General features: G+C 63.0%; 13 protein-coding genes and 1 pseudogene. 9 read left to right on the forward strand and 5 right to left on the reverse strand.

Annotation, left to right across the window (positions count from 1 at the left end; genetic code table 11):
- Positions 1-71: 71 nt before the first annotated feature.
- Entirely contained in the window at positions 72-728 is a 657-nt protein-coding gene (gene fsa, locus NKJ75_RS16255) for a fructose-6-phosphate aldolase (protein WP_023684088.1), read from the forward strand.
- Positions 729-817: 89 nt separating this feature from the next.
- Here the strand turns inward: fsa and NKJ75_RS16260 are convergent, their stop codons facing one another.
- The gene (locus tag NKJ75_RS16260) at positions 818-1,414 is read right to left on the reverse strand and encodes an LPS assembly lipoprotein LptE (RefSeq protein WP_023750361.1); all 597 of its coding nucleotides are present in this window, start codon (positions 1,412-1,414) and stop codon (positions 818-820) included.
- Positions 1,401-4,043 (reverse strand): leucine--tRNA ligase, encoded by a 2,643-nt coding sequence (gene leuS / locus NKJ75_RS16265; protein ID WP_031204737.1) that lies wholly within the window; start codon positions 4,041-4,043, stop codon positions 1,401-1,403. The genes NKJ75_RS16260 and leuS overlap by 14 nt, the downstream gene beginning before the upstream one ends.
- A gap of 148 nt (positions 4,044-4,191) precedes the next feature.
- Here leuS and NKJ75_RS16270 point away from each other — a divergent pair, with 148 nt between their 5' ends.
- From NKJ75_RS16270 to NKJ75_RS16285, 4 genes are all read left to right on the forward strand, one after another.
- The gene (locus NKJ75_RS16270) at positions 4,192-4,854 is read left to right on the forward strand and encodes a YggS family pyridoxal phosphate-dependent enzyme (protein ID WP_023745345.1); all 663 of its coding nucleotides are present in this window, start codon (positions 4,192-4,194) and stop codon (positions 4,852-4,854) included.
- 89 nt (positions 4,855-4,943) lie between these two features.
- Positions 4,944-5,198, forward strand: coding sequence for a type II toxin-antitoxin system Phd/YefM family antitoxin (locus tag NKJ75_RS16275; protein ID WP_023684084.1), 255 nt, complete (start codon positions 4,944-4,946; stop codon positions 5,196-5,198).
- Entirely contained in the window at positions 5,198-5,599 is a 402-nt protein-coding gene (locus NKJ75_RS16280; protein WP_023684083.1) for a type II toxin-antitoxin system VapC family toxin, read from the forward strand. Before NKJ75_RS16275 ends, NKJ75_RS16280 begins: the two co-directional genes overlap by 1 nt.
- A 134-nt stretch (positions 5,600-5,733) precedes the next feature.
- A complete protein-coding gene (locus NKJ75_RS16285) occupies positions 5,734-6,783 on the forward strand; it encodes an aldo/keto reductase (RefSeq protein ID WP_352499945.1) in 1,050 nt (349 codons plus the stop codon).
- Positions 6,784-6,834: 51 nt separating this feature from the next.
- On the opposite strand, the gene NKJ75_RS16290 is transcribed toward NKJ75_RS16285, so the two are convergent.
- A complete protein-coding gene (locus NKJ75_RS16290; protein WP_023745346.1) occupies positions 6,835-7,743 on the reverse strand; it encodes a LysR family transcriptional regulator in 909 nt (302 codons plus the stop codon).
- Between the two features lie 127 nt (positions 7,744-7,870).
- Here NKJ75_RS16290 and NKJ75_RS16295 point away from each other — a divergent pair.
- Both NKJ75_RS16295 and NKJ75_RS16300 read left to right on the forward strand, forming a co-directional pair.
- Positions 7,871-9,004 (forward strand): annotated as a pseudogene (locus NKJ75_RS16295) (MFS transporter).
- A 43-nt stretch (positions 9,005-9,047) separates the two neighbouring features.
- The gene (locus tag NKJ75_RS16300) at positions 9,048-10,082 is read left to right on the forward strand and encodes an aldo/keto reductase (RefSeq protein ID WP_023745347.1); all 1,035 of its coding nucleotides are present in this window, start codon (positions 9,048-9,050) and stop codon (positions 10,080-10,082) included.
- A gap of 60 nt (positions 10,083-10,142) precedes the next feature.
- On the opposite strand, the gene NKJ75_RS16305 is transcribed toward NKJ75_RS16300, so the two are convergent.
- Positions 10,143-10,415 carry an usg protein gene (locus tag NKJ75_RS16305; protein WP_023668649.1) on the reverse strand — a complete coding sequence of 91 codons (273 nt, stop codon included), beginning with the start codon at positions 10,413-10,415 and terminating at the stop codon, positions 10,143-10,145.
- 305 nt (positions 10,416-10,720) lie between these two features.
- Between NKJ75_RS16305 and acs the strand changes: the two genes are divergently transcribed.
- Both acs and NKJ75_RS16315 read left to right on the forward strand, forming a co-directional pair.
- The gene (gene acs, locus NKJ75_RS16310) at positions 10,721-12,676 is read left to right on the forward strand and encodes an acetate--CoA ligase (protein WP_023745348.1); all 1,956 of its coding nucleotides are present in this window, start codon (positions 10,721-10,723) and stop codon (positions 12,674-12,676) included.
- 9 nt (positions 12,677-12,685) lie between these two features.
- The gene (locus NKJ75_RS16315) at positions 12,686-13,423 is read left to right on the forward strand and encodes an MOSC domain-containing protein (RefSeq protein WP_352499946.1); all 738 of its coding nucleotides are present in this window, start codon (positions 12,686-12,688) and stop codon (positions 13,421-13,423) included.
- A gap of 66 nt (positions 13,424-13,489) precedes the next feature.
- On the opposite strand, the gene NKJ75_RS16320 is transcribed toward NKJ75_RS16315, so the two are convergent.
- The gene (locus tag NKJ75_RS16320) at positions 13,490-14,758 is read right to left on the reverse strand and encodes a class I SAM-dependent methyltransferase (protein ID WP_023745350.1); all 1,269 of its coding nucleotides are present in this window, start codon (positions 14,756-14,758) and stop codon (positions 13,490-13,492) included.
- Positions 14,759-15,046 lie beyond the last annotated feature (288 nt).

Here is a 15,046-nt window from a genome sequence, read left to right on the forward strand (position 1 = left end):
ACTTTGGTCTAGATCAAAGGGCAACCCGGAATGTGCATGGCATGCACATGGAAATCTTTCAGGAGACCCCCATGAAATTTTTTGTCGACACCGCTGACATCAAGGACATCAAGGAACTGAACGACCTGGGGCTGCTCGACGGCGTGACCACCAATCCCTCGCTGATCCTGAAATCCGGCGGCAAGATCGCCGAGGTCACCAAGCAGATCTGCGACATCGTCAAGGGCCCGGTTTCGGCCGAGGTCGTTGCGATCGAATACAAGGACATGATGGCCGAGGCCAACATCCTGGCCAAGATCGCCGACAATGTCTGCATCAAGGTGCCGCTGACGCTCGACGGCCTGCGCGCCTGCAAGACGATCCGCACCGAGATGAACCGCATGGTCAATGTAACGCTGTGCTTCTCGGCCAACCAGGCGCTGCTGGCGGCCAAGGCCGGCGCCTCGTTCATCTCGCCCTTCGTCGGCCGCGTCGACGATACCGGCGCGGACGGCATGGAACTGATCCAGGAGATCCGGCAGATCTACGACAATTACGATTTCGACACCGAGATCCTCGTCGCTTCGGTTCGCACCGTGAATCACGTCAAGCAGGCAGCCCTGATCGGCGCCGATGTCGTTACCGCGCCGGCCGCGACGCTGAAGGCGCTGGTCAAGCACCCGTTGACCGACAAGGGCCTGGATCAGTTCGCTGCCGACTGGGCCAAGACCGGCCAGAAGATCGGCTGAGATCGGTTCGATACAAACGAAAAAAGGCCGGGAAACCGGCCTTTTTGTTGCGGACTGCTAAAAGTCTAGTTGGCAGCGCCAGGGAATGCTCAGGCCTTCTTGCCGTGCCTGACCAAGTCCTGGGCGACCGACAGGCTCACCATTTCAGCCAGTTCACGCGCGGCGCGGTTCTCGGCGTCGAGCTGCGCCCGGTAGGAGGCGAACTCCTGCGTCGGCTTGTCGAAGGATGATGGGATCGACCGTTTGCCGGTTGCGATCACCACGCCGGTCCTGGCATCGGTCAGCACATAGTTTGCGGTCAGCGTCACCGTGCCTGCCGTCGGCTCGTCTTCGTCGGTCTGGATCTGCACCACCGCGGCCGATTCGACCAGTTCGGTGACGCCGAGATCGAGCATGTAGACCGGCGCCGGCGGCTCGCCGGCGCCTTGACCAAAGGCAAATATCAGATTGTTGCGGACCTGCTGGGCGTAGCGGGTCTTGACCGGCTTGACCGCGACCGACGCCAGTTCCGCTGAAGCGCTGAGCGTCGAGCCGGCCGTCAACGGCGCGCTGGAATAGAGCGGCCTGACCGTACAGGCCGAAACCAGCGCCATCGAAGCGACCATGCCGTACAGCGCTGCGCGGCGCAGCAAGCGCGTCGTCTTTTCCAGATCGGGCCCCATCCTTCTGAGGTCAAGCAACGACATTGACGATCCTCTGCGGCACGATGATCACCTTGCGGGGCGCCTTACCTTCCAGCGCTTTCTGCACGAAGTCGAGAGCCAGAACCGCTTTTTCGACCGCACCTTGGTCCGCGTCGCGGGCAATTGTCAAATCGCCGCGCTTCTTGCCGTTGACCTGGACCGGCAGCACGATCTCGTTGTCGACGACCAGCGCCGGATCATAGACCGGCCATGGCCGTTCGGCGACCAGATCGGTGCCGCCCAGCGTGTGCCAGCACTCTTCGGCCAAATGCGGCATGACCGGCGCGACCACATGCACAAGAATCTCCACCGCCTCGCGGCAGGCGCCTTTCAGCGCCGCGTCGGCCTTGCCCTCGGCGACGTCGTTGAGCGGCGCGGTCAAGGCATTGGCCAGTTCGTAGATGCGGGCGATGGCCCGGTTGAAGCCGAGCTTCTCGATATCCTCGCCGATAGCCTTCAGGATCTTGTGCGCGGCCTTGGAAACGGCGCCCGCCTCGCCCTCCGGCGCCGCCTGCGGCTTGGCGCCGTCAAGCGTCTCGGCGGCAATGGACACCAGGCGCCAGACACGCTGGATGAAGCGATGTGCGCCGGCGGCGCCATCGTCCGTCCACTCGACGTCGCGCTCGGGCGGCGAATCCGACAGCATGAACCAGCGTGCGGTGTCGGCGCCGTAGCCGTCGGTGATGTCTTCCGGGCTTACCGTATTCTTCTTCGACTTCGACATCTTTTCGAGCGAGCCGATCGCCGCCTCTTCGCCGGTGGCGATCTCGATGGCGCGGCGCTTGCCGCCGACATCCTCGATCCTGACCTCAGCCGGCGACAGCCAGCGGCCATTGCTCGACGCACCGCCGACGCGGTAGGTCTCATGCACCACCATGCCTTGCGTGAACAGGCCCTTGAACGGCTCGGCCAGGTCGAGATGCCCGGTCGCGCGCATGGCGCGGGTGAAGAAGCGCGAATAGAGCAGATGGAGGATCGCGTGCTCGATGCCGCCAATATACTGGTCGACGGCCAGCCAGTCATCGGCAGCCTTCGGCTCCGTCGGCTCATTGGCCCAGGGCGCTGTAAAGCGCGCGAAATACCAGGACGAATCGACGAACGTGTCCATCGTGTCGGTCTCGCGGCGCGCATCCTTGCCGCATTGCGGACACTTCACATGCCGCCAGGTCGGGTGGCGGTCGAGCGGATTGCCGGGACGGTCGAACTCGATGTCGTCGGGCAGCTTGACCGGCAGGTCGGCTTTCGGCACCGGAACCACGCCGCAATCCTCGCAATGGATCATGGGGATCGGACAGCCCCAGTAGCGCTGGCGCGAAATGCCCCAGTCGCGCAAGCGGAAGTTCACCTTGCGCTCCGCCATTGGCCGCCCGCCTATGGTTTTCTGCTCCAGGAGCTTTGCCACCTCGTCGAACGCCTGCTCCGGCTTCATGCCGTCGAGGAAACGCGAATTGATCATCACGCCGTCATCGACATAGGCGTCTTCCGTGACCTGGAAGGTTTTGGCGTCGGCATCTTCCGGCATCACCACCGGGATCACCGGCAGGCCGTATCTGTTGGCGAAATCGAGGTCGCGCTGGTCGCCCGACGGGCAGCCGAATATGGCGCCGGTGCCGTATTCCATCAAAACGAAATTCGCGACGTAGACCGGCAGGGTCCACGAGTCGTCGAACGGATGCACGACGCGGATGCCGGTGTCGAAACCTTTCTTCTCGGCCGTCTCCAGTGCGGCCACCGACGTGCCCATATGTCTGATTTCTTCGATGAACTTGGCCAGTTCGACATTGCTCTCGGCGGCCTTCCTGGCCAGCGGATGATCGGCGGCGACCGCCATGAAGGAGGCGCCGAAAATGGTGTCGGGCCTGGTCGTGTAGACTTCCAGCTCGCTCGTGTCGCCACCAATCTTGCTAGAACTTGGCTCTGCCAGCGGCCAGCGGACCAGCAGCCCTTCCGAGCGGCCGATCCAGTTCTGCTGCATCAGCTTGACCTTTTCCGGCCACTCGCCGAGACCGTTCAGCGAATCCAGCAAGTCCTGCGCGTAATCGGTGATCTTGAAGAACCACTGCGTCAACTCACGCTGTTCGACCAGCGCGCCCGAGCGCCAGCCGCGCCCGTCGATGACCTGCTCGTTGGCGAGCACCGTCATATCCTCCGGGTCCCAGTTGACCTTGGAGGATTTGCGCGTCACCAGCCCCTTCTCGACGAAATCGAGGAACAGCATCTGCTGGCGGTGGTAATAGTCGACGTCGCAGGTGGCGAACTCGCGCGCCCAGTCCAGCGACAGGCCCATCATCTTGAGCTGCTCGCGCATGGCGGCGATGTTGGCGTAGGTCCATTCCTTGGGATGGACCTTGTTCTGCATCGCCGCGTTTTCGGCCGGCATGCCGAAAGCGTCCCAGCCCATCGGGTGCAGCACGTTGAAACCCTTGGCCCGCTTGTAGCGCGCCACCACGTCGCCCATCGTGTAGTTGCGGGTGTGGCCGATATGGATCTTCCCCGAGGGATAGGGGAACATCTCCAGCACGTAGTATTTCGGCTTCGGATCGTCGTTATGCGCTTCGAACAGCTTCTTTTCGGCCCAGGCCTTCTGCCATTTGGGCTCTGACGCGCGCGGATTGTATCGTTCGGTTGCCATCGGATGATTTTCACTTAAAAGCAGGCGCAGACCGCCGGACAAGGCCCGGTGGCCGAGGTAAATGTCGTCGCGGTGTTCACCATGGATTGCCGGACCCGTCAACTGCGGCGAGCCGGCCAAGACGATTAAAGACAGGCAGGATATGGGCATGGCCAGCGCCGTCGAACAGTTTTTCGCCGTCAAGACGAGGATCGCTGCCGCCGAGCGCGAGGCCGGCCGTGACGCCGGTTCGGTGACGCTGGTTGCGGTGTCGAAGACTTTTGAGACCGACGTCATCCGCCCGGTCATCGAGGCTGGCCAGCGCGTCTTCGGCGAAAACCGCGTGCAGGAAGCGCAAGGCAAATGGCCGGCCTTGAAAGCGGAATTCCCTAATATCGAACTGCATCTGATCGGCCCGCTGCAGTCGAACAAGGCGAGGGAAGCCGTCGCTCTCGCCGACGTCATCGAGACCGTCGACCGCGAAAAGCTCGCCGCCGAGCTCGCCAAGGAAATCGTGCGCCAGGGCCGCACGCCAAAGCTTTATGTCCAGGTCAATACCGGTTCGGAGCCGCAAAAGGCCGGCATCGAGCCGCGCGACGCCGTCGCCTTCGTCGCCCGCTGCCGCGATGTCCATGGCCTCGCCATCGAAGGCCTGATGTGCATCCCGCCGGCCGACGAAAACCCCGGCCCGCATTTCGCCTTGCTGGAAAAGCTCGGCAAAGAGGCCGGAGTCGCAAAACTGTCGATGGGCATGTCCGGCGACTTCGAGACCGCCATAGCCTTCGGCGCCACCAGCGTCCGCGTCGGCTCGGCGATTTTCGGCGGCCGATAAACCTCGGTGATCTCGCCGCCCTAACAGTAGCATTGTTGCTGCATCGCTGCAGCGATGCTATATCTAGCCAAGCTAGCTAGGTACCTTCCATGAACTGGCATCTGCAGGACGCAAAAAACAATCTCTCGAAGCTGGTTCAGCAGGCTCGTGAAAAGGGCCCGCAGACCATCACCTTGCGTGGAAAGCCCGCTGCTGTCGTGTTGGCCGCTGAAGAATACGAAAGGCTCGTCGGCTCTAAGCCCTCACTTGCGGAATACCTTCTTTCCGGTCCCGAATGGGACGACGACTTCGTCGAAGAGGTCAATCGCCGCTCCAAGGGGCCCGGCCGAGACGTGGACCTCTGATGTTTCTTCTGGACACGAACGTCGTGTCGGATGCGCGAAAGCGAGGGGGGCCAGTGGCGGATTGGATAATCAAGCAAGAGCGCCAGTCTCTGTTTCTAAGCGTCATCACGCTCGGTGAAATCGCACGCGGAATCGAAATGAAGCGGCGAAACGACCCCGACACTGCAAACCATTTAGCAACGTGGTTCCACGGTCTGCGCCACAGCTACGAAAACCGAATTCTCGGCATAGACGAGAACATCGCTGCCCAATGGGGTCGCATCTCCGCGATCCGCACGCGCGGCGACGCAGATGGGCTTATAGCCGCGACGGCGCTCTTCCACGATCTCATACTGGTCACACGCAACGTCGCCGATTTCGACGATACTGCCGTCACAATGTTCAACCCTTGGGAAGCCTGACCCGCCTGTGTTGATCCGGTGTTGGGTCGGCCGCAGGTTGTGCCAGAGCCGGCCCATCATTGTGCCACCACTGGAAACGAAACGCACCGTTCCTATTTGCTTGGCGTCATCACCAATCTGCTGGAGCCGCCACCATGCGCTACAATCAACTCGGAAATACGGGGATGTTCGTCTCCGAACTGTGCCTCGGCACCATGACCTTCGGCGCCGCCGGCGAGAATGCCCAATGGGGCCTGATCGCCAGCCTCGACCAGAAGGGCGTCAACGACATCGTTGCCCGTTCCATCGCCGCCGGCGTCAATTTCTTCGACACGGCCGACGTCTATTCATTCGGCCAGTCCGAACGCCTGCTTGGCCAGTCGCTCAAGGATCTTGGCGTCAAACGCTCGGACGTCGTCATTGCCACCAAGGTGCATGGCGCCATGGGCCAGGGCCCGAACGAGCGCGGCTCTTCGCGCGGCCACATCATGGATTCGGTCGAGGGCAGCCTGGAGCGGCTGCAGCTAGACCATATCGATCTCTACCAGCTGCACGGCACCGACACCGTGACGCCAGTCGACGAGACGCTGCGGGCGCTCGACGATCTCGTTGCCAGCGGTAAGGTCCGCTATGTCGGCGTCTCCAACTGGGCGGCCTGGCGCATCGCCAAGGCGCTGGGCGTTGCCGAGCGCAAGGGATTTTCCCGCTTCGAGACCATCCAGTCCTATTACTCGATCGCCGGCCGCGACCTCGAGCGCGAGATCGTGCCGCTCATCAACGAGGAAAAGCTCGGCCTGATGGTCTGGTCGCCAATGGCCGGCGGCCTGCTGTCGGGCAAATACGGCCCCGGCGCGCCCAGCAATGGCGAAGGCCGCCGCGCCGCCTTCAACTTCCCGCCGGTCGATGAGGACCGCGCCTGGGCGGCTGTCGCCGTGATGCGCGAGATCGCCCAGAAGCACGGCGTCAGCGTCGCCACGGTGGCGCTCGGCTATGTCCTGGCCAAACCTTTCGTCATGAGCGTCATCATCGGCGCCAGCCGCATGGAGCAGCTCGAGCAGAACCTTGCCGCGGCCGAGGTGAAGCTCGACGCCGACGATCTCGCCAGACTGGATGAGGTCAGCGCGCTGCCGGCCGAATATCCCGGCTGGATGCTGGAGCGTCAGGGCGCCGGTCGCCGCCCGGCGCCGTTCACCCCGAAGAAATAGTCACCGCTGTCGCCTGATGCTTGGGGGGTCATCTGGCTCCCCAACGTCTTTTCAGCTCATCCGCACGCTCTCGACCAGAAAGTCGAGAAACGCCCGCACCCGTGCGGGCAAATGCCGGCCCTGGCCGACATAGACGGCGTGGGTAGGCTCCCCGTCGCCCGGATTGAAATCCTCCAGCAGCGCCGTCAGCCGCCCCGCCGCGATGTCATCGGCCACATGCCAGTGTGCCAGCCGGGCGATGCCGGCGCCGCCGACCGCCATCAACCGCATCGACTCGCCATCGCCGACCAGCGTGTTTCCGGTGATCGGCACCATGACGGCGTTCCCGGTTGCATCGACAAACGACCAGCCATCGACATGCCGGACAAAGCCGAAAGCCATGCGATTGTGCCGGTCGAGATCTGCTGGAACCAGCGGCGTGCCATGTGCCTTGAGATAGGACGGTGCGGCAACGACTGTCATCCGGCTTTGCCCGAGCTTGCGCGCCACCAGCCGCGACTCGCCGAGCGGCCCGGCACGGATGGCGACGTCGGCACGTTCAGCCATCAGATCGATGACGCTGTCGGTCAGCACCAGATCGACCGAAATCCCGGGGTAGCGTTCGAGGAAATCAGGCAGCAGCGGGATCAGCCGATGCACCCCGAAGGGCACATAGGAGTTGACGCGCAGCCGTCCGCGCGGCGCGGCACCCACGGCGGCCTCGCGCTCGGCCGCCGCCATATCGGCCAGGATGCGCACCCCGCTGTCATAGAACGCCGTCCCTTCCGGCGTCAGCTGCAGCTTGCGCGTGGTGCGGGTGACCAGCCGCGCGCCGAGCCTTGCCTCCAGTCGCGCGATCAGCTTGCTCACCGCCGACGGTGTCATACGCAGCGAACGAGCCGCAGCCGAGAAGCTGCCCGCCTCGACGACGCGGACGAACACTTCGATCTCGCCGGAACGGTTGATATCGGGTCTGGCCATCTGTGAATCTATTTCACAGGGAATATGCCCAAGGCAAGTCTGGTTCACAAGACATGGCAACACGATCTCTGCGGTCGGGGCGCGGGTCTGGACAGCGCGCTCGTTCGAGTTCGAACTGGAAACCGCCATGCCTCTTGCCCTCTACGCCCTCGCTGCCGGCGCCTTCGGCATCGGTGTCACCGAATTCGTCATCATGGGGCTGCTGATCGATGTCAGCAAAGATCTCGGTCTCGATCTCGGCCGCCGGCCAGTTGATTTCGGGCTACGCGTTGGGCGTCGTCATCGGCGCGCCGCTTTTGACCATCGCCACCGGCAACTGGCCCCGCAAGACCGTCCTTCTGGCCCTTATGGCGATCTTCACGCTCGGCAACCTCGCCTGTGCGATCGCCCCCGACTACTGGACGCTGATGGGCGCCCGCATCATCACCGCCTTTGCCCATGGCACTTTCTTTGGCGTCGGCTCGGTGGTCGCCACCGGCCTGGTCGCGCCCAACAAGAAAGCCTCGGCGATCGCGCTGATGTTCACCGGCCTGACTATCGCCAACATCCTCGGCGTGCCCTTCGGCACCTGGCTCGGCCAGACCTTCGGCTGGCGCACCACCTTCTGGGCCGTAACCGTGGTCGGCTTGGCAGCCTTTGCCGTCATCCTGCTTCTGGTGCCGCGCAGCAAGGAAGCGCCCGAGAAGACCAATCTGCGCGCCGACCTCGCCGTGCTGCGCCGCACGCCGGTGCTGCTCGGCCTCGCCACCACCGTGCTCGGCTACGCCGGCGTCTTCGCCGTCTTCACCTACATCGCCCCGCTGCTCACCGAGATCACCGGTTTTGGGGAAGCCGCCGTGTCGCCGATCCTGCTCGTCTTCGGCGGCGGTCTTATCGCCGGCAATCTGCTTGGCGGCAAGGTCGCCGACCGCTGGTTGGCCACCATGACCTTCGCCGTCCACAGCCAAATCCTGCCGTCATCTATGTCGGCCTGCTTGGTGCCGCCGCCTTCGCCACCGTGGCGCCGCTGCAGATGTGGGTGCTGGAAAAGGCGCAAGGCGCGGGCCAGAGCCTCGCCTCCTCCTTCAACATCGCCGCCTTCAACCTCGGCAATGCCGCCGGCGCTTGGCTTGGCGGCGCGGTGATTGCCCATGACCTCGGCCTCGGCTCACTAACCTGGATCGCCGCTTTGCTGCCGGTCGCGGCTCTTGGCGTCGCTGCCCTGGCGCTGCGCCTCGATCGCGCCCCCACAATCGGGGTGCCGGTCTGCGCCCAGTCATGAGCATCACGCGCAATCCTTCTTCGACATCATCAAGGAGCATAAAATGGATTATCGACGTCTCGGCGCATCGGGCCTGAAAGTGCCCGCACTCTCTTTCGGCGCCGGCACTTTCGGCGGCTCCGGGCCGCTGTTCGGGGCCTGGGGCAACAGCGATGCCAAGGAAGCGCGGCGGCTGATCGACATCTGCCTCGAGGCCGGCGTCAATCTGTTCGACACCGCCGATGTCTATTCGAACGGCGCCTCCGAGGAAGTGCTTGGCGAAGCCATCAAAGGCCGCCGCGACGCGGTGCTGATCTCGACCAAGACTTCGCTGCCGATGGGCGACAGACCGGCCGACTACGGCTCGTCGCGCTCGCGGCTGATCAAAGCCGTCGACGCCGCCCTGAAGCGCATGGGCACCGATTACATCGACCTGTTGCAGCTGCACGCCTTCGATGCCGGCACGCCGATCGAGGAGGTGTTGTCGACGCTGGACGACCTCGTGCGCGCCGGCAAGCTGCGCTATGTCGGCGTCTCCAACTTCTCCGGCTGGCAGGTGATGAAATCGCTGGCGGAAGCTGACAAGCATGCTTATCCGCGCTACGCCGCGCATCAGGTCTACTACTCGCTGGTCGGTCGCGACTATGAATGGGAGCTGATGCCGCTCGGTATCGACCAGGGCATCGGCGCGCTGGTGTGGAGCCCGCTCGGCTGGGGCCGCCTGACCGGCAAGATCCGCCGCGGCCAGCCCCTGCCGGAAAAGAGCCGGCTGCACGACACCGCCGATTTCGGCCCGCCGGTCGCGGACCAACATCTCTACCGGGTCATGGATGCGCTTGATGCGATGGCTGAAGAGACCGGCAAGACCGTGCCGCAGATCGCCATCAACTGGCTGTTGCGGCGCCCGACCGTGTCCTCGGTCATCATCGGCGCCCGCAACGAGGAACAGCTGCGCCAGAACCTCGGCGCCGTCGGCTGGGCATTGACGCCGGAGCAGGTCAAAAAGCTCGACGCCGCAAGCGAAGTGACCGCGCCCTACCCGTACTTCCCCTATCACCGCCAGGAAGGTTTCGCCCGACTGAACCCGCCTGCGGTGTGATCGCACGACGTTGAAGCTGCCAATCTCCCCCCTTGCGGGGGAGATCAGCTATACTGCCGCTCAGTGCAGCACGAACTCCCCATCCACCTTCCGCCATTCGTTCGGCGCGATCAGCTTCTGGTGCGTGTAGCTGATCGAATGCAGCGGCCCGTCGAGCCTGGCCTTCCAGAACTCGATGAACTTGATCAGCACCGGAAACTTCGGCGCCAGATCGTAATCCTGCCAGATGAAGCTCTGCAGCAGATGCGGGTGGTCGGGAAAATGGTACAGAATCTTGGCCGTGGTCAGGCCATACCCCTTGAGCATCAGGTCCATTTCGGAATGATCGCGCATGACAGCCCCTTGGCCTAGTTGATTCTCCATTCCTCCCAACACCGAATTGTGCGCGCCGTTCCTTAACTGTCTATGATTTTCCTGATCCCAGTCGGGTTTTATGCACGAAAACATGCAGTTAGCAGCGACCGCTGCCGAGTGCTGATACAACCGAAACGGGAGCTGCGGCATCGCGCCACGCGAATCCAACGTCTAATGTTGCCGTCAGCGCGGAACTGTTAATAATGCCGCCGAATTCGCGGCTGCGTCGCCGTGATCCTGGCTGTGGTCAAGCCGGCGGGGTGGTTTGGGAGGAAAGTGAAGACATGTCCGAGGTGAAGATCCACCGCGTCCAGCCGGCGTGGAAGAAGAATGCGCTGATCGACAATGACACCTACCTCAAATGGTATGCTGACAGCGTGAAGAATCCGGACAAGTTCTGGGGCAAGCACGGCAAGCGCATCGACTGGTTCAAGCCGTTCAGCAAGGTCAAGAACACCTCCTTCGAGGGCAAGGTCTCGATCAAATGGTTCGAGGACGGCGAAACCAACGTCTCCTACAACTGCATCGACCGCCATTTGAAGAAGCGCGGCAACCAGACAGCCATCATCTGGGAAGGCGACAATCCCTACGACGACAAGAAGATCACCTATAACGAGCTCTACGAGCATGTCTGCCGGCTCGCCAATGTGATGAAGAAGCACGGCGTCAGGAAGGGCGACCGCGTCACCATCTACATGCCGATGATCCCGGAAGCGGCCTACGCGATGCTGGCTTGCACCCGCATCGGCGCCATCCACTCGATCGTCTTCGGCGGCTTTTCACCGGACGCGCTGGCCGGCCGCATCGATGACTGCAAGTCGACCTTCGTCATCACCGCCGACGAAGGCCTGCGCGGCGGCAAGCCGATCCCGCTGAAGGAAAACACCGACAGAGCGATCGAAATCGCCGCCAAGGCCGGCACCAAGGTCGATAAGGTGGTCGTCGTTCGTCGCACCGGCGGCAAGACCGGCTGGGTCCAGGGACGCGACATCTGGTACCATGACGAGATCGCCACGGTGAAAGGCGACTGCAAGCCGGAGAAGATGAAGGCCGAGGATCCGCTGTTCATCCTCTATACCTCAGGCTCGACCGGCAAGCCGAAGGGCGTGCTGCACACCACCGCCGGCTATCTCGTCTATGTCTCGATGACCCACCAATATGTCTTCGACTACCATGATGGCGATATCTACTGGTGCACCGCCGATGTCGGTTGGGTCACCGGCCACAGCTACATCGTCTATGGCCCGCTCGCCAACGGCGCCACCACGCTGATGTTCGAGGGCGTGCCGAACTACCCCTCGCAGTCGCGCTTCTGGGAAGTCATCGACAAGCACAAGGTCAACATCTTCTACACCGCGCCGACGGCACTGCGCGCGCTGATGGGCGCCGGCGACGAACCGGTGAAGAAGACCTCGCGCAAGTCGCTGCGCGTGCTGGGCTCGGTCGGCGAACCGATCAATCCGGAAGCTTGGGAGTGGTATTTCAACATCGTCGGCAACGGCAAGGTGCCGATCGTCGACACATGGTGGCAGACCGAGACCGGCGGCATCCTGATCACGCCGCTGCCCGGCGCCACCGACCTCAAGGCCGGTTCGGCGACGCGGCCCTTCTTCGGCATCAAGCCGCAGCTGGTCAACGGCGAAGGCAAGGTGCTGGAAGGGGCGGCCGACGGCAATCTCTGCATCGCCGATTCCTGGCCCGGCCAGATGCGCACGGTCTATGGCGATCACGACCGCTTCGTGCAGACCTATTTCTCCACCTACAAGGGCAAATACTTCACCGGAGACGGCTGTCGCCGCGACGCCGATGGCTATTACTGGATCACCGGCCGCGTTGACGACGTCATCAACGTTTCCGGCCACCGCATGGGAACGGCCGAGGTCGAATCGGCGCTCGTCAGCCATGAGAAGGTGTCGGAAGCAGCTGTCGTCGGCTATCCCCACGACATCAAGGGCCAGGGCATCTACAGCTACGTTACCTTGATGAAAGGCGTGGAGCCGAGCGAGGAACTGCGCAAGGAGCTCGTGGCCCATGTCCGCAGGGAGATCGGCGCAATCGCCTCGCCCGACAAGCTGCAGTTCGCGCCCGGACTGCCGAAAACCCGCTCCGGCAAGATCATGCGCCGTATCCTGCGCAAGATCGCAGAGGACGATTTTTCCGCGCTCGGCGATACCTCGACACTGGCCGATCCGGCCGTGGTCGATGATCTGATCGCCAACCGCCAGAACAAGAAGGGCTGAGGGGATTTGATGGCTGCACTGGGCGCAGTCACGGAGCTCTGGCGTTACCCTGCAAGTTCGCTTGCCGGCGAACGCCAGGACGCCATTTCGGTCGGCCTTGAAACCATCGACGGCGACCGGCTGTTCGGCCGTGTCGATGTCTCGGACAATGAGATCGCGCGGCCCGACCGCGACGCCAAGTGGCACAAGGTGCCGCGCATCCGCACCCGGCTGAGCAAGGACCGCAAGCTGGAGATCGCCGTTCCCGACGGCGACTGGCTGGCAGTGCCGGGTGTGGAATGCGACCAAGCCATCTCGGCCTATCTCGGCTTCGCCGCCTCGATCCGGCCGTTCAGCCAGGACAACGCTCCCGGCTACACCGGCCCGCTGACCGCGGCGCGCTACCGCAAAGCGCCGATCCATCTCTTGACCACCGCATCGCTGGCCCGGCTCAAGGCGCTGCACCCCGAAGGCATTCCCGATCCGCGCCGCTTCCGCCCCAACATCGTCGTCGACATGGCGGCGGTCGAAGGCTCGTTTCCCGAGACCGAATGGATTGGCCGCAAGCTTGCCATCGGCGACCTGCTGGTGACCGTCTCGGAGCCGTGCCGCCGCTGCGGCTTCACCATCATCAGCCAGGACGGCTTCGACCACGATCCCGGCATCCTGCGCAATCTGGTCCGCCACAACGCCCATAATCTCGGCGTCTATTGCACTGTGGACAGGCCTGCCCGTGTCGAGATCGGCGCGCCGATGCGGTTCGTGTAGGCCTCTACCGCGAGGCAGCGAATCGCAGACCTTGGAAAGCGTGGGGTTCGGCCCCGAATCCTATCCCTACCGATACAGATCCGCCCGTGTCGGCGGCAGCCCGCTCGGGCCGCGTGCCCGTTTGGTGACGACGGTCTGAAAAATCTGCGCCGAGGCGCGCTCGAAGGTGATCGAGCAGCCGGTGAGATAAAGCAGCCACAGCCGTGCCTTGGCCTCGCCGACTTCGGCGACCGCCTCGTCGAAGCGAGCCTGTAGCCGCTGGGCCCACAGCCGGCAGGTGCGCGCATAGTGCTCGCGCAGATTCTCGACGTCGTAGACCAGGAAGCCATGCGCCTCCAGATTGCCCAGCGTCATGCCGATCGTGTCGAGTTCCCCGCCGGGGAAAATGTATTTGAGCAGCGCCTTGAACTCCGGCCCCTTGCGCAAGGTTTTCTTCAAGTCGCCCTTGCTTCGCCTGGTGATGGCGTGGTGCAGATAGATGCCGCCGGGCTTCAGCAAGCGATGGATGGTCTTGAAATAGCTGGCGTGGTTGGCGAGGCCGAGATGCTCGAACATGCCGATCGACGATATCTTGTCGAAGGAGCCTTTGAGTTCCGCATAGGATTTGATCTCGATGGTGATGCGGTCCTGCAGCCCTTCGGCGCGGATGCGCTCGCGGGCGAGATCGGTCTGCGCCTGCGACAGCGACACGCCATGGCCGACGACGCCGTAATTTTTGGCCGCATGGATCAGCATGGCGCCCCAGCCGCAGCCGATGTCGAGCAGCTTTTCGCCCGATTTCAGCCTGAGCTTGCGGCAGATATGGTCGAGCTTGTCGGCCTGCGCCTGGTCGATGCCATTGGCGAAATCCGTAAAGTAGCCGCAGCTGTAGACCATGCGCTCGTCGAGGAAGAGCCGGTAAAAGGCATTCGAAATGTCGTAGTGATGCTGGATCGCCTCCTGGCTCGACCCGCTGACATAGGGGTTGCGACCCGACAGATCGGTGCGTGCACTCATCTGCTTGCGTGACAGGAGCACCGCCGGCAGGTCGCGCAGGATCGCCAGCTTCGGCAGCGACTTGAGCTTGGTCCTGAGCTTGCCTTGCGACGGCAGTGCATAAAAATCGAAAATCGTCCCGTCTTCGATGTCTATCGTCTTGGAAATCCACATCTCGATCAGCGTCGACAGTGATGGCCGCTTCACCACCTGCCAGACGATGTCCTGGTCGTTGATAGTGAGCACGGGCCCGGTGGCGGGACCGATCCGCTCGCCGGTCCACAGCTTGACCGCAAAACCCGGCTTCAGCGTTTCGATCACCGTTCGCACGATGCGCGCGGCCTTCTCGGCTGCCTCCATGGCAATCCTCCCGAGTCCTGACAATCCACCTTGCATGGATTTTGCCCGCCCGCGCGGCTCTTCGCAACCCGGCGCAAAAGGCGGCTCGCCAGCTATTTCAAATCGGCATCTTGTTTTTTGCTGCAACGCACCCCATCATCTGTACGTGTTCAACAAATCGAAAGGAGGTGATCCGATGTCGAGTGATTTCGTTTTCCAGAACGTGGCCTCAGCGGATTGCACTTTCGGGAAGCAGTCTTCCCGTTAAGGCGCGATAAGCGCGGCGGGTGACCTCGGTCGCCGCCATTG

The sequence above is a fragment of the Mesorhizobium sp. M0058 genome (assembly GCF_040323095.1).
Classification (GTDB): domain Bacteria; phylum Pseudomonadota; class Alphaproteobacteria; order Rhizobiales; family Rhizobiaceae; genus Mesorhizobium.